Consider the following 26,259-nt stretch of genomic DNA (forward strand, 5'->3'; position numbering starts at 1 on the left):
ACAGTCCCCGCTTAATGTCGTGCGCTCCACGGGCAGCCCGTCTGCCCGTACTTCACCATGCCCGCGCCGGGGACGCACAGACCGGGAGAACCTCATGTCCGCCCCGTCCAGCCCGTCCGCCCCGTCCGCCCCGTCCACCGCCGCCGACACCCCGCCGGACTCCCCGCACCCCGCCAGGCTCGGCTCCGCCCTCCTCGTCATCGTCACCGCCTACATGATGGTCGGCGTCGACTCCACCGTCGTCAACGTCGCACTGCCCGACATCCAGCAGGGCCTGGGGTTCAGCCGTACCGGCCTGTCGTGGGTGCTCAACGCCTACACCCTCGCCTTCGGCGGTCTGTTACTGCTCGGCGGGCGGGTCGGCGACATCGTGGGCCGCCGTCGTACGCTCGGCGCCGGAGCGCTGGTGTTCGCGCTGTCCTCGCTGCTCGGCGGAGTCGCCGCGGAGGGCGGCTGGCTGCTCGCGGCACGCGCGCTGCAGGGCGTCGGCGCCGCGCTGATCGCCCCCAGCACCCTGGCCCTGATCACCACCAACTTCCCCCCGGGCCCGCGCCGGCACCACGCCCTGAGCGTCTACTCCTCCATGGCAGGCATCGGCGGCTCCGCCGGCCTGGTCCTGGGCGGCATGCTCACGTCCTGGGCATCCTGGCGCTGGGCCCTGCTCATCAACGTGCCCATCGGCATCGCCCTGTTCGTGGCCCTGCCCCGGTTCGTCGCCGAGACCCCGCGGCACGCGGGCCGCTTCGACCTCGCGGGCGCGCTGACCGGGACGGCCGGGATGACCTCGCTGGTGTACGCGTTCATCCGGGTGTCGGAGGAAGGCTGGACCGACGCCCAGTCTCTGCTCGGCTTCAGTTGCGCCGTCGCGCTGCTCTTCGGCTTCGCCCTGATCGAGTCCCGGGCCGGCCAGCCGATCATGCCACTGCGGCTGTTCGGCGACCGGGACCGGGCGGGCGGTTATCTCACCATCATGCTGCTGCCCGCGGGCATGTTCGGCGCCTTCTACTTCCTCACCCTGATCTGCCAGCAGGTCCTGGAGTACAGCCCGTTGCGCGCCGGGTTCGCGTTCCTGCCCATGACCCTGGCGATGTTCACCATGGTGCGGCTGCTGCCGCGGCTGCTGGCCCGTCTCGGGGCCAAGCCGGTGCTGCTGACCGGCATCACCCTGCTGGTCGTCGCCGGCGGCTGGCTGTGGCGGCTGCGGCCCGGCGACGGCTACGTCACCGGGCTGCTCGGTCCGCTGCTGCTGCTCGGCCTGGGCGTCGGCCTGAGCTTCATGCCGCTCAACGCGACCATCCTCGCGCGCATCGAGCCCCGGGAGGCGGGCGCCGCGTCCGGGCTGCTGCAGACGCTGCAGTGGCTCGGCGGCACCGTCGGACTCGCCGTCCTGGTCACCGTGTACGGCACGGCGACCAGGCACGCGACCGGCACCCCGGCTGAGATTCTCACCCACGGCGCCGCACGTGCCTTCGGCATCGGCGCGTTGGTCGCGGTGGCCGCGTTCCTGGTAGCGGCGTTCGTGATCACGGCGCCGCGGAAGCAGGCGGGCTAGCTGCACGCGTTGCTGGGGTCGCGTTTCGACTGCTGCGCCGTCGTGGCTGGTCGCGCAGTTCCCCGCGCCCCTGACGGGGCGCGGTCGGCAGCGCCCCGAATGGGCGCGGGGGTGGTTATGATGTTCGGGATGCGCCGCGTGGGCGCGACCAGCCCCCACGCACCCGCAGCCGACCACCGGCGCACCCCGGCAGGACGATCGGCAAACCGTCTAGAACAGAGCGCTGTAGGCGTTCAGCGCAGGCTGTCCACCGAGGTGGGCGTAGAGCACTGTCGAATCCGCGCCGATCTCGCCCCGCTCGACCAGGTCGACCATTCCCGCCATCGACTTGCCCTCGTACACCGGGTCGGTGACCATGCCCTCGGTGCGGGCGGCGAGGCGCATCGCCGCCAGGGTGGTGTCGTCCGGGATGCCGTAGATCCCCGCGTGGTAGCGATCGTCCAGCTCCACGGTCAACTCACCCTTGACTCCGATGAGTTCGCCGGTGCGCCGGGCGATCCGGGCGACCTGTTCGCGGGTCTCGGCGGGCTTGGCCGAAGCGTCTATGCCGATGACCCGGCGCTCACGGCCGCCCGCCTCCTGCAGTGCGCCGAACCCGGCGACCATGCCGGCCTGCGTCGACCCGGTCACCGAGCAGACGACGACCGTGTCGAAGAAGACCCCCAACTGCTGCTCCTGCTCGGCGACTTCGTACGCCCAGTTGGCGAAGCCGAGGCCGCCGAGCGGGTGGTCGGAGGCGCCGGCCGGGATCGCGTACGGCTTGCCGCCCGACTCCTCGACCTCACGCAGTGCCAGTTCCCAGCTCTCCTTGAACCCGATCCCGAACCCGGCCCGGACCAGCCGTACGTCGGCCCCGGCCAGCCTGCTTATCAGGATGTTGCCGACCTTGTCGTACACGGAGTCCGGCCACTCCACCCAGCTCTCCTGCACCAGCACGCACTTGAGCCCGGCGCGGGCGGCCACGGCGGCGACCTGGCGGGTGTGGTTGGACTGCACCCCGCCGATGGAGACGAGGGTGTCGCAGCCCTTGGCGATCGCGTCGGCGACCAGGTACTCCAGCTTGCGCGTCTTGTTGCCGCCGTACGCGATCCCGGAGTTGCAGTCCTCCCGCTTGGCCCACAGCGCGGCGCCGCCGAGGTGGGCGGTGAGGCGCTCCAGGGGGTGCACGGGCGAGGGGCCGAAGAGGAGGGGGTAACGGTCGTAGGAGGAAAGGGACATGGGGTGCCTCCTGATGGCGTGGTCAGTCGGTGGTGTCGGCGTCGGCCAGGTCGGACAGGGTGCGCCAGATGTCGGCGGTGACCTGGACCGCCGCCTCCGTGTCACCGGCCGCGCACGCCTCGATGAGCCGTTCGTGCAGGCCGGCCGAGCGGCAGGAGCCGCCCTCGCCGAAGCGGCGGCGCTCCAGGCGGCGGATGAGGGGGGTGTAGCGGGCGACGGTGGCGGCGGCCGCGCGGTTGCCGGCCACCCGGACCAGTACGTCGTGCAGTTCGTCGTCGGCACGCAGGGCCTCGTCCACGTCGCCCGCCTCTACGGCGGCGGCGAAGCGGACGTTGGACACGCGCATCTCGTCCAGGTCCGGGTCCCGCAGCCGGGGTACGGCGGTCCGGGTGACCAGCTCGTGCATGGCGCCGACCACGGCCGCCGCGTCCCGTACCTCGGCGGCCACGACCGGGGTGACCCGGGTGTAGCTCTGCGGCTTGCTCTCCAGGAGCCCCTCGTCGACGAGGCGCGCGAACGCCTCCCGCACGGGCGCCCGGGACAGCCCGAGCCGCTCCGCGAGCTCGGCGTCACGCACCACCGCGCCGGGTTCGATCTCCCCGGCGACGATGGCGTCCCGGATCGCAGCGTAGGCGCGGTCGCGGAGCAGGGTGCGGGGGACGGGTCGTAGGGCCTCCATGAACTGAAATGTTAGATATCAGTGGCGTCGCGGACAAGGGTCCTGGGCACACGAAAGTGGCCCGCACCCCCCGTGAAGGTGCGGGCCACGCTCATCGGCCGGCGGTCAGGCCGCCGTCTCCCACGGCCAGTCGGCGTCCCGGGCCGCCTCCAGCAGCGGGACCATCCGGAACGCCGCGTCCGAGAGGCCGCCGAAGGTGTGCCGGTTGGCCTTGCCGGACGGGCCGTGGCCCGCCCGGTAACCGGCCAGGTTCCAGGTGTAGACCGGGATGTGCGCCGGGACCTGCTGGGTCGGGTCGCCGTGCCGGTGGTACGCGTACTGCTCGTCGGTGACGATCAGCACCCGGTCCTGTCCCCGGTAGTGGGAGCGGATCGCCGAGGTGGTGTCGGTGCCGCCCAGGTCGCCGAAGCGGTCCAGGACCTTCAGCACCGACTCGCCCCGCTCGAAGCCCAGCCGCTTGCTCGTCGTGCCGAACTCGACGAGGTCCGCGTCCGCCGCCCGCAGCGCGAGCGCCGTGCCGAAGATCGCCGCCGCGTCGGCCCGGTTGAGCTCCGAGCGCTCGGAGAGCCGCGAGTAGAACATCGAACCCGAACGGTCCACGAGCACCAGCGTCCGCCCGGGCAGCGCGGGCACGTTGGCCAGCGAGTGGCCGAGCGCCTGCTCCAGCGGGTACGACCAGCGCAGCGACGGTGCGTGCCGGTACGCGGCGAGGTACCGGAACGGGAACTGCCGCGACCGCGCCACCTCCGCCGGATCTGCGATCCGCGCCGCGACCGTGGCCGCGGCCTCGTCACAGACGCCGGCCTGGTCGAAGTTCCGGAGGTTGCGGACGAGCGCCATGGCCCCCATGGACGGGATGACCGCCTCCCAGGCGGCCTTGTCCATCGGACCCTGGAGCCAGCCGGCCAGCGCCTCCCAGGTGAGGCCGGCCGCCGCGAGCCGCTCGGCGCCACCGGGCTCGGTGACGACCGACCGCCGCCGCGCGACGGGCAGCGCCATCAGCTCCCGGTGCGCGCCGAGCACCGGGCTCGACGCGGGAGTCACGGCGGTGTCGGGATTGTGCCGCCGGTCCAGCGCGTACCGGAACAGCTCGCCCTGCCACGGCTTGTCCGGGTCCGGCGCCGCGTGCACCAGGTTGAGGATGTCGCCGAAGCGGTACCCCTTGGACGCGGTGTCGTACTTGAGCAGCGACCTGCCGTGGTAGAGCCGTCGTACGGCGTCGGCGATCCCCCGCTTGACGGGCTTGGGGATGGCGCGACCGTACGTCGCCGTCCAGTAGGCGAGCAGTTCGCCGGGCTCGTCGGGCCGCTGGAGCACGGAGGCGACGACCTGACGGTTCGAGGGACCGCCGGTCGCGCCGACCGCCAGCCGGGCGTGCACGTACTCCGCGGCGCCCACGATCGAGGCGGTCCGCATGTTGCCCTCGCCACGCAGCCAGCCGAGCAGACCGGCCGTCCACGCCGGGTCGGTGACGGCGAGCTCGCGCAGGAGCTCCGCGAACCGGTCGTCACGGTCGGCGCCGGACTCGTAGAAGGTCTGCTGCGAGACGAAGTTGGCGACGGCGAGCAGGAAGAGCTCGGACCGCGCGTCCCGCTCCCGGCCGCGGCCGCCCTCGTAGGTACGGAGCACGCGTCCGGTGGAGGTGACCCGCGAAACGGGCTGCGCCCGGGCCGCCTTGGTGTTGAATCGCGCCATGGTGAATTCCCCCCGAATTCATTGGAGTTTCGGAGGAGGCGCGGCAGAAGGAGGGTGTCCGAGTTCGGGAATCGGCGGCGGAACACAACCTGGCGCGTCTGCCATTCCGCCACACCGGCCCTGGGCCGATGACGGGATTCGAACCCGTACCCCCTTTCGGGGACCAAGACCTGAAGTAACCGCTGCCTTCGCACCGGACACCCACCATGAGCTGCGCCTCCCGAGTTCAAGAACACACGCACCGGGAGGTGCATGAAGTTTTTGGTGTCCAGAGATCGAAGTCGGCGGAACCGACGTGGTGCTCTAGCCCCTGAGCTACACCGGCGCGTTGTACCGGTGGCGGGACTCGAACCCGCGGTCGCCCCATTAGAAGTAGAAGTAGGTCCTGCCTTCGCACCTGGACATGCACAACTTTAGGAGGCGGGCCGCGGGACGGGCGAACGAATTAACTAGCCGCGCTGCTGGCGCTTCCAGGGCCCCGTGATCGCGAGCATGATGCCCGGGGTCTGGATGTTGGCGTACAGGGTCCGGCCGTCGGGCGAGAAGGTGACGCCGGTGAACTCGCTGTACTCGGGCTCCTCTTCGGTGCCTGCGTTCAGCTCGTTGCGGGCGATGGGGTAGGTACGCCCGCTCTCGGTGGCGCCGAACAGGTGCTGGAGGCCCTCGCCGTCCTCGGCGATGACGAGACCGCCGTACGGGGAGACGGTGATGTTGTCCGGGCCGTCGAAGTCGCCTTCCTGGGACGGGTCCGGGTTGACGCCGATGCGGACCTTGAGCGTGAGGGTGCGGCGCTTGGGGTCGTAGAACCACACCGAGCCGTCGTGCTGGACGGGGCTCTCCGCGCGGGCGTACGAGGAGACGATGTACACGCCGCCGTCGCCCCACCACATGCCCTCCAGCTTGCGGGCGCGGGTGACCTGGCCGGTGCTGAACTGCTTGCGGACGGAGATGGTCTTGGCGTCGCGGTCCTGGACGTCCACCCAGTCGACGCCGTAGACCGTGCCGATCTTTGTGGCGCGGGAGAGGTCGTCGACGAACTGGCCGCCGGAGTCGAAGCACTTGAAGGCCTGAAGCGTGCCGGCGTCGTCGGCGAGGGTGCGCAGCTTGCCGCGGCCGTGGTGGAAGTGCTCGGGCGGGGTCCAGCGGTAGAGCAGGCCGTTGGGGTTGGAGGCGTCCTCGGTCAGGTAGAGGTGGCCGCGCTTGGGGTCGACGACGACGGCCTCGTGGGCGTACCGGCCCAGCGCCTTCACGGGCTTGGGGTTCCGGTTGGCCCGGCGGTCCTCGGGGTCGACCTCGAAGACGTAGCCGTGGTCCTTGGTGAAGCCGTTGGTGCCGGTCTTGTCCTCGGTTTCCTCGCAGGTCAGCCAGGTGCCCCACGGGGTGTTGCCGCCCGCGCAGTTGGTGGCGGTGCCGGCGATGCCGACCCACTCGGCGACGTGGCCGCCGGGGCGGACCTCGACGACGGTGCAGCCACCGGCGGCGGCCTGGTCGTAGACGAGGCCCTCGGTGAGCGGAACGGGGTACTTCCAGTTGGCGCGGGGGCCGGCCAGCTCGTGGTTGTTGACGAGGAGGGTGGCGCCGCGCGGGCCGTCGAAGGTGGAGGTGCCGTCGTGGTTGGAGGGGGTGAACTCGCCCGACTCCAGCTTGGTGCGGCCGCTGTACGTGATGATGCGGTACTTGAAGCCGGCGGGGAGCGCGAGGATGCCGTCCGGGTCGGGCAGCAGCGGTCCGTAGCCGACGCCACCGTGCCCGTGCGCCGCGTCGGCCGCGTCGGCGGCCTCGGTCTCGGTGGCGGCGAGGGCATTCGGGGCGGTGGCCAGGGCGCCGACGCTGCCCGCCAGCGCGACACCGGCACCGGTGAGGGCGGATGTCCTGGCGAAGTCCCTGCGGGTGAGCGACATGGTGTCTCCTGTGACGTTCGGAGTGCCGTGGAGGGTGGCGGACCTCAACTCGGCGCACACGCTCCCGCCCGCCCCTGAACTCCGGTTGAACGCAGGGCGACATCGCAGTCGTCTGTTCCATGAATCCGTAAGCGCCGCCCCACGGCAACCAAAAGCCCCACCCAAGAAACACACCACAGAGGTCAACGTTTCCCCCGCCCGCAGGATGGCTCCCCGCCGCCCGCCTCCCCACCGCCCGGCCCCTTCGCCGCCACCCGGCCTTCCCAACCACCCGGTCTCTTCACCGCCGCCTGAACTCTTTTCCGCCGCGACGGCGCCCAGCCCAAACGACGGCACCCGGCGGTGCCCGGCCACCCGCACACCCCCACCGCACCGGCGCACACCCGCAACAGCCCGCGCCTCGATCCCTTTCCGCCGCTACGGCGCCCAGCCGAAACGGACGCGCCCGGCGGTGCCGACCCCCGCACGCGCCCCGGCCCCTTCGGCGCTACCCCCCGTGCTGCGACCGTGCCTTGAACGCCGCCTTGCGGGCCTCCTTGGCCACCTTCTTGTCCGGGTGGAGGCGGCCCATCGCCTCGAGTACGTCGGCCGTGTCCGGGTGTCCGACCCGCCATGCCTCGGCGAAGAACCCGCTGTGCTGCTGGGCCAGGCCCTCCACCAGCGCCTGCAGCTCCTCGGAGTTCCCTTCGGCGGCCAGCTGCGCCGCCACCGTGTCGATGGTCAGCCAGAAGATCATGTCCTGGGAGGGCGCCGGCACGTCGGCGGCACCGCGTTCGGCCAGCCAGACCCTCGCCAGGCCGCCCAGTTCGGGGTCGTCGAGGACTTCGCGAAGGGCGGGCTCGGCCTCGGGGCCGAGCAGGGACAGCGCCTGCTGGCAGCGCAGCCGCCGCAGCGGGGCGCCCGCGTCCGCGCCGCGCGCGGCGGCCAGCAGCTCCCGGGCCGCGGCGAGCGATTCCCGGCGGGCCAGCCACTGCTCGGTCTCGGCCTGCGCAGCCCCCTGCGGAAACGCGGCCGTACCGTCGAGCAGCGCGTCCGCGCCCTTGTCGGCGAGCTCCCCGACCGCCGGCGCCTCGAAGCCGGCCTCCAGCAGCCGCGCCCGCAGTCCGTACGCGCCGAGCGGGGTGAGCCGCACCATGCCGTAGCGGGAGACGTCGGCCTCGTCGACCGGCCCCGCCGCCGGCTCCTCCTCCGCGTCGGCCATCAGCGCCTCGTCGACCGGCTGGTACTCGACGAGCCCGACCGGCTCAAGCAGCCGGAACTGGTCGTCGAGCCGCATCATCGCGTCGGAGACCTGTTCGAGGACGTCGTTGGTCGGCTCCCCCATGTCGCTGGGCACGATCATCGACGCGGCGAGCGCGGGCAGCGGCACCGGCGCCTCGCCGGGACCGCCCTCGCTCACGGTCAGCAGGTACAGGTTGCCGAGGACGCCGTCGAGGAAGTCCGCCTCCCCCTCGGGGTCCCAGCCGAGTGACGAGAAATCGACCTCGCCGCCCTCGTCGAGCGCATCGACAATTCCGTCCAGGTCGGGCACGCTCGCGTCGGCGATCACGGTCTCCAGCGCGGCCTGCCACACCGCGAGGACGTCGTGCGGCGAGCCCCCGAGCAGCGCCAGCTCCTCCCCCGCCGCCACCGTGCCGGCCTCCTCGTCGGCGATCTCGACGAGTCCGGCGTCCAGGGCGACCCGCCAGGCCTCACCGGCGTAGGCGGCGGCGTCGTCCCCGGTGAGTCCGAGCGCCTCGGCCGCGGCCGGGAGCTGCTCCTCGACCAGTCCGCCGCCCGCGTCCACGCGGGTGTCGGGACCGGCCCAGCGGGCGAGCCGGGCGGCCCGGGCGAGCAACGGCGTGGACAGCGCGGCATGCGCCAGCTCCGCTTCGGAAAGCAACTGCACCGGCGGCAGGGGGGCGCTGTCAGACATCGGCTGGTTCTCCTCGGACGCCTCAACGGTCGTACGGCGACATGGACACCGTACCGACGGCCGTACGACCACCTGAACGCCGTACGGCTCAGCCGCTCAGCCTAGACGGATTTCCACCCATGCCGCCCGGTTCATCTCCCCGCCGGACCTCGCACATGGCTGAAACCTTGACAACTGCCTTGATCAGGCAGGAGATTGACGCGCGTAGAAAACGGGGGGACAACTGTTCACTCTGTATCTACGCGTGTCATATCCGCGTCACATGGCGTACATGAACCTGTCATGAACGCTCCATAAACCGCCCTCGTCCCGGCGCTTCCGTATGTCCCCGGAGGGATTCCCTTGCCGAGCAGGTCTTCCGCGCGTCTCGCCGCGCTCACCGTCGCCGCCGTCTGCAGCGCGGCGTCCACCGTCGCCCTCACCTCGCCCGCCCAGGCCGACGGGCTGCGTATCCACGACATCCAGGGCACCACCCGTACCTCGCCGTACGCCGGCCAGAAGGTGACGGACGTCCCCGGCATCGTCACGGCCACGCGCACCTACGGCTCCTCGAGAGGTTTCTGGCTCCAGGATCCGACGCCGGACGACAACCCGGCCACCAGCGAGGGCGTCTTCGTCTTCACCAGCTCCACCCCGAAGGTCGCGGTCGGCGACTCCGTCACGGTCACCGGCACGGTCTCGGAGTACGTCCCGGGCGGCGCCTCGACCGGCAACCAGTCGCTGACCGAGATCACCAAGCCGACGGTCACCACCGTCTCCACCGGCAACGCGGTCCCGGCGCCGGTCGTGATCGGCAAGAAGTCGGTGCCGAGCGCGTACACCCCCACGGGTGACACGGCCGCGAGCGGTTCGGTCAACGGCCTGACCCTGCAGCCGAAGAAGTACGCCCTGGACTACTACGAGTCCCTGGAGGGCATGAACGTCCAGGTCAAGGACGTCCGCGTGGTCACCGCCACCGACCCGTACGCCGAGCTGTGGGTCACGGTGAAGCCGCACGAGAACCGCACCAACCGCGGCGGCTCGCTCTACCGCTCCTACCGCGACCAGAACACCGGCCGCCTGCAGATCCAGTCCCTCGGCTCGACCGCCGACTTCCCGGCGGCGAACGTCGGCGACACGCTGACCGGCGCCACGACCGGCCCGATGGACTACAACCAGTACGGCGGCTACACCCTCGTCGCGAGCGCGCTGGGCACCCTGAAGAGCGGTGGCCTGCAGCGCGAGACGACGAAGAAGCAGTCGCACGGCGAGCTGGCGGTGGCGACCTACAACGTCGAGAACCTCGACCCCTCCGACGGCACCTTCGCCGCGCACGCCGCCGCGATCGTGAACAACCTCCAGTCGCCCGACATCGTGTCCCTGGAGGAGATCCAGGACAACAACGGCGCGAAGGACGACGGCACGGTCGCCGCCGACGTGACGGTGAACAAGCTGATCGACGCGATCGTCGCGGCGGGCGGCCCGAAGTACGAGTGGCGTTCCATCAACCCGGTCAACGACCAGGACGGCGGCGAGCCCGGCGGCAACATCCGCCAGGTCTTCCTGTTCAACCCGGAGCGGGTGTCCTTCGTCGACCGCGCGGGCGGCGACTCCACCACCGCGGTGGGCGTCACCAAGGTGCACGGCAAGGCCCAGCTGACGGCCTCCCCCGGCCGTGTCGACCCGGCGAACTCCGCCTGGACGACCAGCCGCAAGCCGCTGGCCGGCGAGTTCGTCTTCCAGGGCAAGACGGTCTTCGTGATCGCCAACCACCTGAACTCCAAGGGCGGCGACCAGGGCCTGACCTCGCAGTACCAGCCGGTGGTGCGCAGCTCGGAGACCCAGCGCCACGCGCAGGCGACGCTGGTCAACGCGTTCGTCAAGAGCATCCTCGACGTCCAGAAGGACGCCGAGGTCATCGCGCTCGGCGACATGAACGACTTCGACTTCTCCGGCACCACCAAGATCCTGGAGAACGGCGGCGCGCTCTGGTCGGCGATCCAGTCGCTGCCGACGAAGGAGCGCTACACCTACGACTACCAGGGCAACGAGCAGGTCCTGGACCAGATCCTGATCAGCAAGCAGATCCGCGGCAACGGCGACTTCGAGTACGACAGCGTGCACATCAACTCGGAGTTCCACGACCAGATCAGCGACCACGACCCGCAGGTGCTGCGCTTCCGCCCCTGACGGCCCGACGGCCCGACCGGCTGGCTGACCGGCTGACCGGCAGGCCGGCCGGGTTCAGGACTGGCTGTACACCCCGTTCAGCCAGTCCTGCCAGGCGGTCTCGTTCGCCTCGGCGTCGGCGTCCGGCGCGAAGTCGTGGATGCTGATGCCGACCGGGGCACCCCAGTGGTTGCGCCCGAAGAACCGGACGAGGGCGTCGTCGGTGCGCAGTCCGATGAAGTACGGGTCGCGGTAGTCGACCACCGCGTCCAGGGCCCGCCCGCCGGGCCCGCGGACGCTCGCCTTCGCGCCCTCGGCCAGGTCGTCCGGCAGGCCGAGGGCGCGGCCCACGGCGGTGAAGGCGTCCGGCGCCTGGGACGCCTCCGGCCCGTTCAACTGGGCGAAGCTCACCGGGCGGGGCGCGAAGTGGGTGAGGTACTCGCGCAGGGTGTGCAGGTAGAAGTCGGTGTGCCGGCTCGCGCCGTCGTACTGGTTGTCCCAGTCGTCGGTGAAGATCCCGCTGTGCACATAGCGCACCCAGGCGCGGCGGCCGCCGTCGCGCTCCTCGATGACGTGCTCCAGCTGGTTGGCGCTCTGGGTCGGAAAGCCGACGTCCTCGCTGCGGGTGACCAGGTGGTGCGGCGGGTCGTAGGCGGTGACGGTCGAGCCGAAGGCCGCCGTGCCGCCCACCCGGGGCTCGGGCGGCTGCATCGGCCACAGGTATCCGCCGGTGCCGTGGGTGATCGCCTCCCACACCTCTCCTGGCGTGGCGTCGACCTCGAACTCACGGACGATCTCGAATTCCTTGGACATGGGGACTCCTGCTCAGCTTCCGAGTGCGGGACGGTCCTCGGCCGGGGGCCGGGGCACGTCCTTGTCTGCCGGGTCTGCCGGACGGCTCTCGCCCTCGGCCGCGGGGCGGGTCTCGTCCTCGGCGGCGGGCCGGGGCTCGCCCCCGACCGCCGAACGGGCCGCGCCGTCGGCCGCGGGCCCGGTCCCGTCCCCGGCTGCGGACCGGGACTGCTCCTTGACGGTCGGATGGACGGCGACCACGATCCGGTGGTCCCGGCCGGCCTCCGCGTCGGGTGCGTCGTACTTGCGGATGAGCGCGCTCACGCCCGCCGTCAGCTCCTGTACGAAGGCCGCGCGGTCGGCGGCGGAGGCGAAGCGGACCTCGCCGTCCAGCGCGTAGGTCGCCAGCCGCTTGCGGGCCTTGGCCGCCCCGCTGATCAGCATGCCGACATCGCGCACCAGGCGCGCGCCGAGCGCGAGCAGCCAGCGTGCGGAGAGCTGGTCACGGAAACGGTCCGGGTCCGGCTGTACGGCGGGCAGGGCGGCCGGCGAGATGACGTACGACGCGGCGGTCGCACGCATCAGCCGCTCGTTGACATTGCCCTTGCGCCGCTCGCCCGCCAGCTCGACCAGGCCGTGCCGCTCCAGCGCCTTCAGGTGGTAGTTCACCTTCTGCCGGGGCAGCCCGACCCGGCCGGCGAGCATCGCGGCCGACGCGGGCGCGTCGGCCAGTTCGGCGAGCAGCCTGGCCCGTATGGGGTCCAGCGACACGGCCGCTGCCTCGGGGTCCTCGATCACGGTGACGTCCAGCATGGCTTCACCGTCTCACCGAAAACTTTTTTTGTCCATGCAGGTGGAGTTTTCGGCGGGACGTCGTCGGCGTCCGCCCTCAGCCCTGTTCCCCCCGCTCGCCGAGCCGGGCCAGCTGGCTCTGGAACCAGTCGAGCCGGGCCTGCAACAGGGCCGCCTCCGCGACCAGTTCGGGCACCCCGAACCCCTCGCCCGCCACCGGCAGGCCGTCGCCGTCCCCCGCACCCCCGGCGATCACCCGCAGCCCCTGCCCCGCCAGCCGGGCGAACCCGGCGAGCGAGACCGACGTACGCGCCCGTACGCAGCCCGCACAGGCGGCCGCGAGGGCACGCCAACCGGGCCTGCCCCAGCCCGCGTCGGCGAGCGCGACGGCCGCCGCACCGCAGGCGCACGGCCCGACGGCGGCGGTCCGCACCCGCTGCCGGGCGTAGCGGAAACCGCGCTCGAAACGGATGTAGGCGCCGAGGACGGAGACTTCGAGCAGCACCGCCGCCCGGTGCTCGGCGGTGCACAACAGGGCCTCGGCGACCTCGCGTTCGTGCACACAGTGGAAGCCGCAGTCGCACAGCCGCGCGGGCGGGCGGTGCCGTCGGCCGTAGACGCAGGACGCGTCGTCCAGCACTCCGTACGGCAGCGCGCCGCCCAGCGACACACCGGTGAACCCGGCCCGTGCGCCGTCCTGGGACAGCATCGGGTGGGCGATCTTGTAGCCGGTCGGCGGCTCCGTCGGGCGTTCCGCCGGGAGCCGCAGCCTCATCGGGCGGCCGGGGCCTCTTCGGACGCGGACGCGGCCCGGGGTTCGCGGGTCTCGTGGATCTCTTCGTCGAGTACGGGGAGTTCGGGTACTTCGCCGTGGACGAGCGGCCGCTCCTCAGCGACCCCGGTGGCCAGTGCCTTGCCCAGCTTCATGGTGCCTCCCATGACCCATGACCTGCCGTCGGTGACCGTCCGGCCCATAGTGACCCATGAGGGGCCGAGTTGGACACAGGGCCTCCGGTCTCCAGGAGGCCGACAACTTAGCATTGCTAAGACGTATCAGGTAGAAGAATTAAGTAGAGCTAAGCTGTCGTGCGGCCGAGACTACCCCCATGACGAACCCACGCGACACCGCCCGCTCGCCTCGCCCCTTCGGCCGCACCCTCTGCGCGATGGTCACCCCCTTCACCGACACGGGCGCGCTCGACCTCGACGGCGCGCGGCGGCTGGCCGCGCATCTGGTGGCGGAGGGCTGTGACGGTCTGGTGCTGAACGGCACCACCGGCGAGTCGCCGACCACGTCGGACGCCGAGAAGGCGGAGCTGATCGCGGCCGTCCGGGAGGCGGTGGGCGAGCGGGTGCCGCTCGTGGCGGGCGTGGGTACCGCGGACACCCTGCACACCGTCGAGCTGGCGCTGGCGGCGGAGAAGGCGGGCGCGGACGGGGTGCTGGTGGTGTCGCCGTACTACAGCAGGCCGCCGCAGGACGCGCTGGAGGCGCACTTCCTGGAGGTGGCCGAGGCGAGCGGGCTGCCGGTGATGCTGTACGACATCCCGGGCCGCACCGGCACCCGGATCGAGCCGGAGACGCTGGTCCGGCTCGCCGCCCACCCCCGGATCGTGGCCGTGAAGGACTGCTCCTACGACTTCCTCGGCGCCCAGAAGGTGCTGGCACGCACGGACCTGGCGTACTACGCGGGCTGCGACGAGCACATCCTCGCCCTGTACGCGGTGGGCGCGGCCGGCTGTGTGAGCACGGTGGCCAATGTCGTCCCGGCCCGGATCGCGGCGATCCTGGACGCGTTCGACGCGGGCGACACCGCCCGCGCCACCGGACTCCAGCTGGGGGCCACGCCGTTGATCGAGGCGATGATGGCCGCGGGGCTGCCGGGCACGGTCACGGCGAAGACGCTGCTCGCCGGGATCGGCCTGCCCGCGGGCCCGGTGCGGGCACCGCTGCGGCCCGCCGGCCGGGAGGCGGCCGACGGGCTGCGGGCGGTGTACGAGGAGCTCGGGGCGGGCTGATCAGGAAACAGAGGCAGAACGCCCGGAAGGATCACCCATCGGATTCTCTTCAAGAGAACCACCTCGCTTCGAGACAGTTGGGAATCGAAGTCGCCGCATCCGGCATTCAAGCTGAGCCATCGTCAGAAGTGGTAGCATTTTGGTTGTGGCTAGAGGCGATCGCAGAGAGTCGCTGAACCTTCGGGTCCCCCCGGACTTGAAGCGTCAGATCGAGGACTACGCCGACCGGGCGGGCATCTCGATCAACGCTGCCTCATGTGTTCTCCTCACCGACGCCCTGCGTCTTGACCGGAGGCGCACTGAGTGATCAGGGCATACAAATTCCGGCTGCGCCCCACCGTCCGGCAGGCACAAGCACTCACCGAGATGCTGCGGGATCACTGCTCGCTCTACAACGGCGCCTTGCAGGAGCGGCGAGACGCCTACCAACACACGACGAAGACGAGCATCAAGTATGTTGACCAGTCCGCGCAATTGAAGGAGATCCGAGCGTTCGACCCGGAGCGTCAGGGCCGCTGGTCGTTCAGCTCACAACAGGCCACGCTACGCCGTCTGGACAAAGCATTCCAGGCGTTCTTCCGCCGTGTGAAGAACGGTGAGACGCCTGGATACCCGCGTTTCAAGGGTGCCGGACATTTCGACACGGTGGTGTTCCCGAAGGACGGGGACGGATGCCGCTGGAACTCCACTCCGCACGACCGCCAGACACGCGTCCGCCTCCAAGGCGTCGGGCACGTACGCGTCCACCGGCACCGGCCCGTGGAGGGCCAAGTGAAGACGATCAGTGTCAGACGTGAGGGGCGGCACTGGTACGTCGTCCTCGCCTGCGACAACGTGCCCGCCAGCCCCCTGCCCTCCACCAGCAGCATCGTGGGCATCGACATGGGCACAGTGCACTTCTTCACCGACTCAGACGGTAAGCACGCCGAGAACCCGCGTTTCCTCCAAGCCTCCGCCGAAGAGCTGGCCAAAGCGCAGCGGCACCTGGACACCTTCCCCAAGCGCACCCGTGAGCGAACGAAGAAGCACCGGGCCGCCGCCCGGAAGGTCGCCCGGTTGCATACCGAGATCCGGCACCAGCGCTTGGACCACCACCACAAGACCGCCCGCTTGCTCGTCCAGGACCACGACGTCATCGCGTACGAGCGACTCAACACCGCGGGCATGACCAAGGCACCCCCACCCAAGCCGGACCCCGCCACGCCCGGGACCTTCCTGCCGAACGGCGCTGCCGCGAAGGCCGGGCTCAACCGCATTATTCTCGACGCGAGTTGGGGGCAGTTCCTCAGAATCCTGGCGAACAAGGCTGAGAGTGCCGGTCGCCGAGTGGTTGAAGTGGACGCCCGCAACACCTCTCGTACGTGCCCCGAATGCGGGCACATCGCGAAGGAGAATCGCGTCACGCAGGCAAAGTTTGAGTGCACGGCGTGCGAGTTCACAGCAAACGCGGACCATGTCGGCGCACTGAACGTCCTCAGCAGGGCCGGGCTGGTCCTCTGCGACGCTGCTTGACTAAGCGGCGTAGGAAGCCTGCGCGTTTAACGCGCGGGTGGAGTCACCGTCACCTTCTCTTCCCGTGGCCCATCTCGTGCCCGGCTCTATGTCCGTGTTGACGCCTGCGGAGCAGCGCCGCTATGCCTGCCCGGCACGCGACTATTCACCGGCGCTGCGCGCGCCCGCTGCCGTACGTTGGCCCCGTGAGCCGCCCCCTGCTGTTCCTGGACGTCGACGGCCCCCTCAACCCGTACGCGGCGAAGCCCGAGCGACGCCCCGCGGGATACACGACGATCCGGGCGACCGTCCGCCCGGGGCGCCCGCTGCGGGTGTGGCTGAACCCGTCACACGGCCCGGCGCTGCTCGCCCTCGGTTACGAGCTGTGCTGGGCGACCACCTGGATGGCCGAGGCCAACCGCTGGATCGCGCCCGTCGTAGGGCTCCCCGAGTTGCCGTACGTCGACTTCGGCCGGGGCCTGCTGGCGGAGCGGCCGGACGGGGTCCACTGGAAGACGGAGGCGATCGTGGCGTACGCCGCGGGGCGCCCGTTCGCCTGGGTGGACGACGAACAGAGCCCGGCGGACACGCTGTACGTCCGCGCCCACCACCCCGGCCCGGCCCTGCTGCACCACGTCGACCCGCGGATCGGGCTACTGGAGGCCGACTTCACCGCGCTGGCGGAGTTCCGGGCGACCATGCCACAGGACGGCTGAGCGCCCTCCCGCCGACGTGACGGAAGGGCGCTCGGCACCTCGGAACCGGGTGCGTCAGTTGTGGCTGTGCAGGATCTCGTTCAGGCCGCCCCAGACCGCGTTGTTGGGGCGGGCCTCGACGGTGCCGGTGACCGAGTTGCGGCGGAAGAGGATGTTGGAGGCGCCGTTCAGCTCGCGGGCCTTGACGATCTGCCCGTCGGGCATGGTGACGCGGGTGCCCGCGGTGACGTACAGGCCGGCCTCGACCACGCACTCGTCGCCGAGTGCGATGCCGACGCCCGCCTCGGCGCCGATCAGGCAGCGCTCGCCGATGGAGATGATCACGTTGCCGCCGCCGGAGAGCGTGCCCATGGTGGAGGCGCCGCCGCCGATGTCCGAGCCGTCGCCGACGACGACGCCGGCCGAGATGCGGCCCTCGACCATCGAGGTGCCGAGCGTGCCGGCGTTGAAGTTGACGAAGCCCTCGTGCATGACGGTGGTGCCCTCGGAGAGGTGCGCGCCGAGGCGGACCCGGTCGGCGTCGGCGATCCGCACGCCCTTCGGGGCGACGTAGTCCGTCATCCGCGGGAACTTGTCGACAGAGGTCACCTGGAGGTGCAGGCCCTCGGCGCGGGCGTTCAGCCGGACCTTCTCGATGTCGTCGACGGCGACCGGGCCGAGGGAGGTCCAGGCGACGTTGGCGAGCAGGCCGAAGATGCCGTCCAGGCTCTGGCCGTGCGGCTTCACCAGGCGGTGCGAGAGCAGGTGCAGGCGCAGGTAGGCGTCGTGGGTGTCGAGCGGCTTGTCGTCGAGGGAGGCGATGACCGTACGGACCGCGACGACCTCCACGTTGCGGCGGGCGTCAGGGCCGATCGCCCTGGCCGCACCCTCGCCGAGGAGTTCCACGGCCTGCTCGGCGGAGAGCGTCTCGGTGCCGGCCGGGCCGGGCTCGGCGACCAGCCCGGGGGCCGGGAACCAGGTGTCGAGAACAGTGCCGTCGGCGGCGATCGTGGCAAGCCCGGTGGCCACGGCGCCGGTGGTGCGAGGAGCAGTCGTGTCGGTCATGAGGGAAACCTAACCGGCCGGGGCCCGCGCAGGCCAACCGGCGACGGGGGTGTCTCAGGTCGCGGGCGGCCCGCACTCCCCTCGTGGTGCGGGCCGCCCTGGTTCGCAGGTGTCAGCCGCGGTCGCCGGCCTCGTCCACCACGGCCTTCGTGATGATCGAGTTGCCGCCGACGACCTTGTCGCCCTCGACCATCCGCATGCCGACGATCCGGTACGTCTGCGGGTCGATCAGCCACTGGTCCCACATCGTCCGGCCGGTCTTGGGGTTGTCCTCCCGGCCGTAGCCGAGCGCGATCACCCGGCGCCCGGAGGCGGTCTCGACCAGGTGGTCGGTGAGGTCTCCGCCCGGCAGGGTCGCGAGGGCGCGGTAGAGCGAGGCCAGTCCCTTCGGCGGCATGACGTCGGCGGTCAGCAGGACGCTGATCTCGCCGTAGTCGTTGCGTGCCTGGGACTCGCCCTTGGCGTCGGCGATGGCGTTCGTCTCCCGCAGGGCCTTCAGCGTCTGCTCGCCGTCGGCCGGCAGGGCGGCCAGCACCCGGTACATCTCGCGCGGCGAGCGGTCGTCGCCCTCCCCGCCGTTCTCCAGGTGCATCTTGGTGACGCTGAGCTTGCGGTGCTTGCCCGAGGTGTCCAGCCCAAGGTCGGCCATGGCGGTGCCGTCGTACCTGAGCCAGCTCTCCCGGGGGCCCAGCAGCACCTTCATGGGGCCGGTGGCGTTCTTGGCCTGCTCGTTCAGCGGCTCCTGCATGCTCTTGGTGTAGATCCACTGTTTGGCCGTGGGTACCGCGGCGTCCGGCTCCGTGTCGAGCACGTCGGCCGCCCGGCGCAGGAACTCGGCCGCGCTCACCCCCTTGAGCCGCAGGCTCGGTGCCGCGGTCGGCGAGGCCGCCGGCTCGACCTTCCGCCCCGTGCCGCCGCCCAGCAGCAGCGAGACGGTGACGGCGACGGCGGTCACCGCGGCCACCACCCCGATGATCACGAACTCCCGCCGCTGCCACAGCGCCCGGCGCCGCTCCCCGGCCAGCGCCGCCTCGACCAGCCGCGTCCGCCCCGGCGCGAGCCGCGCGCGGTCGGGCACGGGCGCGTCGGCCCGCAGCTCGCGCACCTTGGTCATCTCGTCCATCGCTACGCCACCTCCGTCGCGTCGCTCACGAATGCGGGATCGGCACCCAGCGCCGTACGGACCTTGCGCCGCGCCCGGTTGAGCCGGGAGCGGACCGTGCCGACCGGGATGTCCAGCGCCTCGGCGACCTCCTGGTAGGTGAGTTCGGCCCAGGCGACGAGCAGCAGGACGTGCCGGTCGCCCGCGCTCAGCGCCGCGAGGGCGCCGGCGAGCGGTCCCTGGGCGGCGATCCGGCTGTCGGTGTCCTCGACCCAGAACTCGCCCCAGGAGACGGCGACGGGGTCGCGCCCGGTGCGGGCCAGCGCCTTGAGCGCGCGCACCTCGGTGCGGCGCTGCCTGCCGATGAGGTTGCCCGCGATGCCGTACAGCCAGGGGCGGGCGTTGGGGCGCGTCAGGTCGTAGCGCGAGCGGATGCGGAACGCGGCCAGGAAGGTGTCCGCCGTGATGTCGTCGGCCCCCGAGTCGCCCAGGCGGCGGGCCGCGTAGCGGTGGATGTCGGGCGCGTACCGGTCGTAGAGCAGGGCGAACAGTTCCGGCTGCTCCAGCGACTGGGCGACGATCTCCGCGTCGTCCTCCGTCCGTGTCGTGGACGGTGGTGGTCCGCTCACAAGGCTCCCCCTGGTTCGTCGGTGCGTGCGTGTCACCTGCTGTTCCCCGGTGGGGGCGGGAGAGTTCACGGTTTTCCGCAGAAGAATCGCGGCTTCCGGGAGGAGACCGCACGACGGCGAACCACCGGGGCGATCAGGGAATCACCCGCGCCAGCACCTCCCGCGCGTACTCCTCGTCGTACGGAACCCCGGTGAGCAGCACCTGCAGGCAGATCCCGTCCACGAGCGCGACGAGTGCCCGCGCCGTGAGGGGGTCGGTACGGCGGGCGAGCCGGTCGGCGAGATCCTCGGCCCACTCGGCGGCCACCGGGCGCAGGGCGGGGCGGCGCAGGGCGGCGAGGTAGAGCTCGCACTCCAGCTCGACGCCGGTGCGGTCGCCCGCGAGCCATTCGCCCATCAGGCCCGCGAGTTCGGTGGCCAGGTCGGCGTGGGGGTCCTCCAGACCGCCGCGCGAGGCGACCACCTTGGCGAAGCCCTCGTTCGCCTGCCGCAGCGCGGCGACCATCAGTTCGTCGAGGGTCTTGAAGTGGTACGTCGTCGAGCCGAGCGGTACGTCCGCCTCGGTGGCGACCGAGCGGTGGCTCAGCCCGGCCAGGCCCTTCTCGCCCACCACCCGGATCGCCGCCTCGATGATCCGCTGCCGGCGCTCGGGGTCGTAACGGCGGGGCATCAGTGCGCGCCTCCCAGGTTCAGGACCACCACGCCGCCGACGATCAGCAGGATCCCGGCCACCTTGACCAGGGTCAGTGCCTCCCCGAACAGCAGCAGGCCCAGCACGGCGATGGCGGCGGTGCCGACCCCGGACCAGATCGCGTACGCCGTGCCGATCGACAGCGTCTTCAGCGTCTGGGCCAGAAGCAGGAACGACACCACGTATCCCAACCCCGTCAGCAGCGACGGCCAGAACCTGCTGAAGCCGTCCGCGTACTTCATCGCCGTCGTGGCGGCGACCTCGGCGGCTATGGCGCCGGCGAGCGTCAGATATCCCATGTGTACGAGTGTACGCAACGTTGTGTACGGCTGTACATAACAGTGGGCGGCAAGTCGGCTCCTGGACGGCACCGAGAACGGCATTCCAACCCCCGTGCGCCACACGAAGATGTTTAATTCTCATAGAAACCGCTAGCTGAAACGGCTCCCCACGGCCCCGCGACTCCACTAGTGTGTGCACCTCTGTGATCCACCATTGCTTCACAGTTCACCCACCCCACCTTCACACCCCCGGCTGCCGCTGCCTTGGCGCCGCTGGAGGAAACGCGCATGCCAGAAATAACCCCCCAACCCCCGCCGCATCCCTCCTGGGAGAACGGCTGGGCCCCCGACACCTCCCGGGCTCCCGGAACCCGAAGACTCTGGCTGGCGGGCACGCTGGCCGTCGCCACCGTCGTCGCCTGCGTCACCGCGATAGCCGTCAGCCACAACGCCCCTGACAGGGCGTCATCGGCTGGTCCCACGGCGTCCGCGAACACCGACAACGGCCCCGGTCTGCTCTCCTTCGCCTCGCCGTCGGCGTCGGACACGACCGCCCCGCCCAAGGGCACGTCGGGGATGTCGGCGACCTCGCCGACCGCGACCGCGTCCGCGTCCACCACGGCGACGGCCACCGCCGGCGCCGGCGACGGCGCCGGTCCGAAGAGCTCGCCGTCCAGCGCGAAGCCGTCCAAGTCCACGCCATCCAAGGGCAGTTCGGGCGGCTCGGCACAACAGCCCAGCACCTCCCAGAAGTCGGTCCGCTCGGTCAACTACCCGGACCGCTACTGGCATGTGAGCGACGGCTTCGTGAAGCTGGACGCGCCGGGCGGCTCGGAGTCCCGTGAGGACTCCACGTTCACCGTGGTCAAGGGCCTGGCGAACAGCTCCTGCTACTCGTTCCGGACGTCCGACGGGAAGTACCTGCGGCACCGCAACTTCCTGCTGCGCGCCGACGGCAACGACGGCTCGTCCCTGTTCAAGCAGGACGCCACCTTCTGCGCCCGGACCTCGTCCTACTCGGGCGCGGTCATGCTGGAGTCGGTGAACTACCCCGGCCGCTACCTGCGCCACCAGAACTTCCAGCTGAAGCTGGTCTCCTACCAGAACAGCGACCTGTACCGCGCGGACTCCGCGTTCCGGTTGGTGGACCCGCTGGCCTGAGCGAACACACGCATGCGAAAGCGGCGGCACCTTCCAGGTGCCGCCGCTTTCACGTACGCGGTGTCAGACGTTGAACCCGAGCGCCCGCAGCTGCTCACGGCCGTCGTCCGTGATCTTGTCGGGGCCCCACGGGGGCATCCAGACCCAGTTGATGCGCAGTTCGTTGACGAGGCCGTCCGTGGCGGACTTGGCCTGGTCCTCGATGACATCGGTCAGCGGGCAGGCCGCAGACGTCAGGGTCATGTCGATCGTCGCGATGTTCGCGTCGTCGATGTGGATGCCGTAGATCAGGCCGAGGTTGACGACGTCGATGCCCAGTTCGGGGTCGACGACGTCGTACAGCGCCTCGCGGAGTTCTTCCTCCGAGGCCGGCTTCATCTCAACGGTCTCGCTCATGCCGTCTTCCTTTCGGCGTCGGCGCCACCCAGCGCCTGGGCCGTCGCGTCCTTCCACGCCATCCAGCTCAGGAGGGCGCACTTGACCCGGGCCGGGTACTTGGAGACACCGGCGAACGCGACCGCGTCCTCCAGAACCTCCTCCATCGCGTCGTCGGGCTCCAGCCGGCCCTTGGACTGCATCAGCTCCAGGAAGGTCTCCTGGATCTTCTGCGCGTCGGCCAGGTCCTTGCCGACGAGGAGATCGTTGAGCACGGAGGCCGAAGCCTGGCTGATGGAGCAGCCCTGGCCCTCGTACGAGACGTCCTCGATCGTCGTGCCGTCGTACTTCACTCGGAGGGTGATCTCGTCGCCGCACGTCGGGTTCACATGGTGCACCTCGGCGTCGCCATCCCTGAGACCACGCCCGTGCGGGTGCTTGTAGTGGTCCAGGATGACTTCCTGGTACATCGAATCCAGCTTCACGGTTTCAGCTCACGCCCTTCAGCCGAAGAAGTTCCGAACGTGCTCCAGGCCCTCGACCAGAGCGTCGATCTCGGCCGGAGTGGAGTACAGATAGAACGACGCTCGCGTGGTCGCAGGAATTCCGTAGCGCAGGCAGACGGGGCGGGCGCAGTGGTGGCCGACCCGGACCGCGATGCCCTGCTCGTCGAGGACCTGGCCCACGTCGTGCGGGTGGATGTCCCCGAGGGTGAAGGAGATCGCGGCGCCCCGGTCCTCGGCCGTGGTGGGGCCGATGATCCTCAGGTCCGGGACCTGCTGGAGGCGCTGGACCGCGTACTCCGTCAGCGCGTGCTCATGGGCGAGGATCTTGTCCATGCCGATGGCGTTCAGGTAGTCGATCGCCGCACCGAGGCCGACCGCCTGCGCGATCGGCGGGGTGCCCGCCTCGAACTTGTGGGGCGCCGGGGCGTACGTCGACGAGTGCATCGACACGGTCTCGATCATCTCGCCGCCGCCGAGGAACGGCGGCAGGTCCTCCAGGAGCTCCTGGCGGCCCCAGAGGACGCCGATGCCGGTCGGGCCGCACATCTTGTGGCCGGTGAAGGCCACGAAGTCGGCCTGGAGGGCCTGTACGTCCAGCGGCATGTGGGGCGCGGCCTGGGAGGCGTCGATGCAGACGAGGGCGCCGACCTCCTGGGCGCGGCGCACTATCGCCTCGACCGGGTTGACCGTGCCCAGGATGTTCGACACCAGCACGAAGGAGACGATCTTCGTCTTCTCGGTGATGATCTCGTTGATGTTGGACAGGTCGAGGCGGCCGTCGTCGGTGAGCCCGAACCACTTGAGCTTCGCGCCGGTGCGCTGTGCAAGGAGCTGCCACGGCACGATGTTGGAGTGGTGCTCCATCTCCGTGATGACGATCTCGGTCTCGTGGTCCACCCGGTAGGGCTCGTCGGCCCAGCCCAGCATGTTCGCCACGAGGTTCAGCGACTCGGAGGCGTTCTTGGTGAAGATCACCTCGTCGCGGCTGGGCGCGTTGATGAACTCGGCGACCTTGTCGCGCGCGCCCTCGTACATCGCCGTGGCCTCCTCGGCGAGCACATGCACACCGCGGTGGACGTTGGCGTTGTGGCGCTCGTAGTACTCGCTGAGGGCGTCCAGTACCTGGCGCGGCTTCTGGCTGGTCGCCGCGTTGTCCAGGTACACGAGCTTCTTGCCGTCGTGGACCAGCCGGTCCAGGACGGGGAAGTCCTTGCGGATCGCCTCGGTGTCGAGGAGGCCCGGCAGTTGTGTCACGCGGATACGCCGCCCTTCGTGTAAGCCTCGTAGCCCTCGTCCTCCAGCTTGTCGGCGAGCTCGGCGCCGCCGGACTCGACGATCCGGCCGGCGGAGAAGACGTGGACGAAGTCGGGCTTGATGTAGCGCAGGATGCGCGTGTAGTGGGTGATCAGCAGGGTGCCGACCTCGCCGGTCTCGCGGACGCGGTTGACGCCCTCGGAGACGATGCGAAGGGCGTCGACGTCGAGGCCGGAGTCGGTCTCGTCGAGGATCGCGATCTTCGGCTTGAGCAGTTCGAGCTGGAGGATCTCGTGGCGCTTCTTCTCGCCGCCGGAGAAGCCCTCGTTGACGTTGCGCTCGGCGAAGGAGGAGTCCATGGAGAGGCGCTCCATGGTCTCCTTGACCTCCTTCACCCAGGTGCGCAGCTTGGGGGCCTCGCCGCGGATCGCGGTGGCGGAGGTGCGCAGGAAGTTGGAGACCGAGACGCCGGGGACCTCGACCGGGTACTGCATCGCCAGGAACAGGCCGGCGCGGGCGCGCTCGTCGACGGACATCTCCAGGACGTCCTCGCCGTCGAGGGTGACGGTGCCGCCGGTGATCGTGTACTTCGGGTGACCCGCGAGCGAGTAGGCGAGGGTGGACTTGCCGGAGCCGTTGGGGCCCATGATGGCGTGCGTCTCGCCCTGCTTCACGGTGAGGTCGACGCCCTTGAGGATCTCCTTCGTGGCGTTGTCGGCCTCGACGGTGACGTGCAGGTCTCGGATTTCAAGCGTTGCCATGGGTGCCTCAGGACTCCTGGGTGAGGGAGACGAGCACGTCGTCCCCTTCGATCTTTACGGGGTATACGGGGACGGGGCGCGTGGCCGGGAGGCCGGACGGCTTGCCGGTGCGCAGGTCGAAGCTGGAGCCGTGCAGCCAGCACTCGATCTGGCAGTCCTCCACCTCGCCCTCGGACAGCGAGACGTTGGCGTGGGAGCAGATGTCGTAGATGGCGAACACCTCTCCCTCGGTGCGGACGACCGAGACCGGCGTGCCGTCGAGTTCCACCCGCTTCGGGGTGTCCTCCTCCAGCTCGCTCAGCCCGCAGGCGCGTACGAACGCAGTGGACGTCATGCGACCGAGGCCTCCAGCTCCTCCTCGATCTTGGCGAGCAGGCGCTCCTCGATGTCGGCGACACCGATCTGCTGGACCAGCTCGGCGAAGAAGCCGCGGACGACGAGGCGGCGGGCCTCGTGCTGCGGGATGCCGCGGGCCATCAGGTAGAAGAGCTGCTCGTCGTCGAAGCGGCCGGTGGCGGAGGCGTGCCCGGCGCCGACGATCTCGCCGGTCTCGATCTCCAGGTTCGGCACCGAGTCGACCCGCGCGCCGTCCGTGAGGACCAGGTTGCGGTTCATCTCGTAGGTGTCGGTGCCCTCGGCCTTGGCCTCGATGAGGACGTCACCGATCCACACCGCGTGCGCGTCGTCGCCCTGGAGCGCGCCCTTGTAGGCGACGTTGGACTTGCAGTGCGGGGTGTTGTGGTCGACAAGGAGGCGGTGCTCCTGGTGCTGCCCGGCGTCGGTGAAGTACAGGCCGTACAGCTCGGCCTCGGCGCCGGTGCCGGCGTAGGCGACGCGCGGGTGCAGTCGTACGACGTCACCGCCGAAGGTGACGACCACGGACTTGAAGCTCGCGTCCCGGCCGACCAGGGCGTTGTGCTGGGCCACATGGACGGCCTTGTCGTCCCAGTCCTGGACGGAGACGACGGTCAGCTTGGCGCCGTCGCCCAGCACGTACTCGACGTTGGCGGCGGTGACCACGTCACCGGTGTGGTCGATGACGACGACGGCCTCGGCGAAGGCGCCCAGCTCGATGACCTGGTGGCCGTAGGAGACCCCGCCCTGGCCGTGCACGCTGATCCGGATCGGCTCGGTGAGCACCGTGTCCTTGGGGACGGTGACCACGCCGGCCTGCTCGAAGGCGGAGTACGCCTGGGCGGCGACCCGGTCCACCGGGGTACCGGCCCGGCCGAGCCGGGGGTCGTCGCGGCCGACCAGCTCGACGGTGACGCCCTCGGGGGCCTCCACCGCGACCTTCAGGCCGTCGCCGGACGCGACCGCCGTGCCGTCGTGCAGCCCGCGCAGGCGCTCCAGCGGGGTGAACCGCCACTCCTCCTCGCGGCCGTGCGGGACCGGGAAGTCCGCGACGTCGAAGGAGGGGGGCGCGCTCATGCGCGTGGCGACGGTCGACTCGGCGGCCACCGCGATGGCGCCGGCGGTGGTGGAGCCCACCGGGGTGTTCTGAGCCTCAGCCATGGCTGTCGGTCTGCTCGCTTTCT

26 protein-coding genes are annotated in these 26,259 nt (G+C 70.7%); 6 read left to right on the forward strand and 20 right to left on the reverse strand.

Going from position 1 to position 26,259, the window contains the following annotated elements:
- The first annotated feature begins 94 nt into the window (after nt 1-94).
- On the forward strand, nt 95-1,552 hold the full coding sequence (locus ACFWPS_RS17890) for an MFS transporter (RefSeq protein WP_383706061.1): 1,458 nt from the start codon (nt 95-97) through the stop codon (nt 1,550-1,552).
- Between the two features lie 210 nt (nt 1,553-1,762).
- Here the strand turns inward: ACFWPS_RS17890 and ACFWPS_RS17895 are convergent, their stop codons facing one another.
- From ACFWPS_RS17895 to ACFWPS_RS17915, 5 genes are all read right to left on the reverse strand, one after another.
- Nucleotides 1,763-2,770, reverse strand: coding sequence for a 1-aminocyclopropane-1-carboxylate deaminase (locus ACFWPS_RS17895; protein WP_383706063.1), 1,008 nt, complete (start codon nt 2,768-2,770; stop codon nt 1,763-1,765).
- 22 nt (nt 2,771-2,792) lie between these two features.
- Complete coding sequence (locus ACFWPS_RS17900) at nt 2,793-3,449, reverse strand: GntR family transcriptional regulator (protein WP_383706065.1); 657 nt, start codon at nt 3,447-3,449, stop codon at nt 2,793-2,795.
- A 105-nt stretch (nt 3,450-3,554) separates the two neighbouring features.
- Nucleotides 3,555-5,144: a TROVE domain-containing protein gene (locus ACFWPS_RS17905; protein ID WP_383706067.1), complete on the reverse strand. Its 1,590-nt coding sequence runs from the start codon at nt 5,142-5,144 to the stop codon at nt 3,555-3,557.
- A gap of 449 nt (nt 5,145-5,593) precedes the next feature.
- The gene (locus ACFWPS_RS17910) at nt 5,594-7,045 is read right to left on the reverse strand and encodes an alkaline phosphatase PhoX (RefSeq protein ID WP_383706069.1); all 1,452 of its coding nucleotides are present in this window, start codon (nt 7,043-7,045) and stop codon (nt 5,594-5,596) included.
- Between the two features lie 487 nt (nt 7,046-7,532).
- Nucleotides 7,533-8,960 carry a hypothetical protein gene (locus ACFWPS_RS17915; RefSeq protein WP_383706071.1) on the reverse strand — a complete coding sequence of 476 codons (1,428 nt, stop codon included), beginning with the start codon at nt 8,958-8,960 and terminating at the stop codon, nt 7,533-7,535.
- A 342-nt stretch (nt 8,961-9,302) separates the two neighbouring features.
- On the opposite strand from ACFWPS_RS17915, the gene ACFWPS_RS17920 reads away from it, so the two are divergent.
- Entirely contained in the window at nt 9,303-11,129 is a 1,827-nt protein-coding gene (locus ACFWPS_RS17920; RefSeq protein WP_383706073.1) for an endonuclease/exonuclease/phosphatase family protein, read from the forward strand.
- 54 nt (nt 11,130-11,183) lie between these two features.
- Here ACFWPS_RS17920 and ACFWPS_RS17925 read toward each other — a convergent pair whose 3' ends face one another.
- The 4 genes from ACFWPS_RS17925 to ACFWPS_RS17940 form a co-directional block, all read right to left on the reverse strand.
- The gene (locus ACFWPS_RS17925) at nt 11,184-11,921 is read right to left on the reverse strand and encodes an SRPBCC domain-containing protein (RefSeq protein ID WP_383706075.1); all 738 of its coding nucleotides are present in this window, start codon (nt 11,919-11,921) and stop codon (nt 11,184-11,186) included.
- A 12-nt stretch (nt 11,922-11,933) separates the two neighbouring features.
- On the reverse strand, nt 11,934-12,713 hold the full coding sequence (locus ACFWPS_RS17930) for a helix-turn-helix domain-containing protein (protein ID WP_383706077.1): 780 nt from the start codon (nt 12,711-12,713) through the stop codon (nt 11,934-11,936).
- Between the two features lie 76 nt (nt 12,714-12,789).
- Nucleotides 12,790-13,467: a hypothetical protein gene (locus tag ACFWPS_RS17935; RefSeq protein WP_383706079.1), complete on the reverse strand. Its 678-nt coding sequence runs from the start codon at nt 13,465-13,467 to the stop codon at nt 12,790-12,792.
- Nucleotides 13,464-13,631, reverse strand: a complete 168-nt coding sequence (locus tag ACFWPS_RS17940; RefSeq protein WP_383706172.1) for a hypothetical protein — start codon at nt 13,629-13,631, stop codon at nt 13,464-13,466. The genes ACFWPS_RS17935 and ACFWPS_RS17940 overlap by 4 nt, the downstream gene beginning before the upstream one ends.
- 167 nt (nt 13,632-13,798) lie before the next feature.
- Between ACFWPS_RS17940 and dapA the strand changes: the two genes are divergently transcribed.
- From dapA to ACFWPS_RS17955, 3 genes are all read left to right on the forward strand, one after another.
- Nucleotides 13,799-14,710 (forward strand): 4-hydroxy-tetrahydrodipicolinate synthase, encoded by a 912-nt coding sequence (gene dapA / locus ACFWPS_RS17945; protein ID WP_383706081.1) that lies wholly within the window; start codon nt 13,799-13,801, stop codon nt 14,708-14,710.
- A 303-nt stretch (nt 14,711-15,013) separates the two neighbouring features.
- Complete coding sequence (locus ACFWPS_RS17950) at nt 15,014-16,222, forward strand: RNA-guided endonuclease InsQ/TnpB family protein (protein ID WP_383706083.1); 1,209 nt, start codon at nt 15,014-15,016, stop codon at nt 16,220-16,222.
- 185 nt (nt 16,223-16,407) lie between these two features.
- On the forward strand, nt 16,408-16,917 hold the full coding sequence (locus ACFWPS_RS17955) for a hypothetical protein (RefSeq protein ID WP_383706085.1): 510 nt from the start codon (nt 16,408-16,410) through the stop codon (nt 16,915-16,917).
- A 54-nt stretch (nt 16,918-16,971) separates the two neighbouring features.
- Here the strand turns inward: ACFWPS_RS17955 and dapD are convergent, their stop codons facing one another.
- The 5 genes from dapD to ACFWPS_RS17980 form a co-directional block, all read right to left on the reverse strand.
- Nucleotides 16,972-17,961, reverse strand: a complete 990-nt coding sequence (dapD, locus tag ACFWPS_RS17960; RefSeq protein WP_383706087.1) for a 2,3,4,5-tetrahydropyridine-2,6-dicarboxylate N-succinyltransferase — start codon at nt 17,959-17,961, stop codon at nt 16,972-16,974.
- Nucleotides 17,962-18,073: 112 nt separating this feature from the next.
- Nucleotides 18,074-19,084 carry a CU044_5270 family protein gene (locus ACFWPS_RS17965; RefSeq protein ID WP_383706089.1) on the reverse strand — a complete coding sequence of 337 codons (1,011 nt, stop codon included), beginning with the start codon at nt 19,082-19,084 and terminating at the stop codon, nt 18,074-18,076.
- Between the two features lie 2 nt (nt 19,085-19,086).
- A complete protein-coding gene (locus ACFWPS_RS17970) occupies nt 19,087-19,692 on the reverse strand; it encodes an RNA polymerase sigma factor (protein WP_383706091.1) in 606 nt (201 codons plus the stop codon).
- Between the two features lie 133 nt (nt 19,693-19,825).
- On the reverse strand, nt 19,826-20,362 hold the full coding sequence (locus tag ACFWPS_RS17975; protein WP_383706093.1) for a TetR/AcrR family transcriptional regulator: 537 nt from the start codon (nt 20,360-20,362) through the stop codon (nt 19,826-19,828).
- Nucleotides 20,362-20,682, reverse strand: a complete 321-nt coding sequence (locus ACFWPS_RS17980) for a DMT family transporter (protein ID WP_383706095.1) — start codon at nt 20,680-20,682, stop codon at nt 20,362-20,364. Before ACFWPS_RS17980 ends, ACFWPS_RS17975 begins: the two co-directional genes overlap by 1 nt.
- 270 nt (nt 20,683-20,952) lie before the next feature.
- Between ACFWPS_RS17980 and ACFWPS_RS17985 the strand changes: the two genes are divergently transcribed.
- The gene (locus ACFWPS_RS17985) at nt 20,953-21,825 is read left to right on the forward strand and encodes an AbfB domain-containing protein (RefSeq protein WP_383706097.1); all 873 of its coding nucleotides are present in this window, start codon (nt 20,953-20,955) and stop codon (nt 21,823-21,825) included.
- Between the two features lie 63 nt (nt 21,826-21,888).
- Here ACFWPS_RS17985 and ACFWPS_RS17990 read toward each other — a convergent pair whose 3' ends face one another.
- From ACFWPS_RS17990 to sufD, 6 genes are read right to left on the reverse strand one after another with little or no spacing between them, the layout of a single operon-like run.
- Entirely contained in the window at nt 21,889-22,221 is a 333-nt protein-coding gene (locus tag ACFWPS_RS17990; protein ID WP_037743875.1) for a metal-sulfur cluster assembly factor, read from the reverse strand.
- Nucleotides 22,218-22,685: a Fe-S cluster assembly sulfur transfer protein SufU gene (sufU, locus tag ACFWPS_RS17995; protein WP_383706099.1), complete on the reverse strand. Its 468-nt coding sequence runs from the start codon at nt 22,683-22,685 to the stop codon at nt 22,218-22,220. The genes ACFWPS_RS17990 and sufU overlap by 4 nt, the downstream gene beginning before the upstream one ends.
- An 18-nt stretch (nt 22,686-22,703) precedes the next feature.
- The gene (locus ACFWPS_RS18000; RefSeq protein WP_383706101.1) at nt 22,704-23,960 is read right to left on the reverse strand and encodes a cysteine desulfurase; all 1,257 of its coding nucleotides are present in this window, start codon (nt 23,958-23,960) and stop codon (nt 22,704-22,706) included.
- Entirely contained in the window at nt 23,957-24,721 is a 765-nt protein-coding gene (gene sufC, locus ACFWPS_RS18005) for a Fe-S cluster assembly ATPase SufC (protein ID WP_383706103.1), read from the reverse strand. Before sufC ends, ACFWPS_RS18000 begins: the two co-directional genes overlap by 4 nt.
- 7 nt (nt 24,722-24,728) lie before the next feature.
- On the reverse strand, nt 24,729-25,055 hold the full coding sequence (locus ACFWPS_RS18010) for a non-heme iron oxygenase ferredoxin subunit (protein ID WP_089100905.1): 327 nt from the start codon (nt 25,053-25,055) through the stop codon (nt 24,729-24,731).
- Nucleotides 25,052-26,236, reverse strand: a complete 1,185-nt coding sequence (gene sufD, locus ACFWPS_RS18015; protein ID WP_383706105.1) for a Fe-S cluster assembly protein SufD — start codon at nt 26,234-26,236, stop codon at nt 25,052-25,054. The genes ACFWPS_RS18010 and sufD overlap by 4 nt, the downstream gene beginning before the upstream one ends.
- Between the last annotated feature and the right edge of the window lie 23 nt (nt 26,237-26,259).

Origin of the sequence: Streptomyces sp. NPDC058457, assembly GCF_042720695.1 — a bacterium.
Classification (GTDB): Bacteria; Actinomycetota; Actinomycetes; order Streptomycetales; family Streptomycetaceae; genus Streptomyces.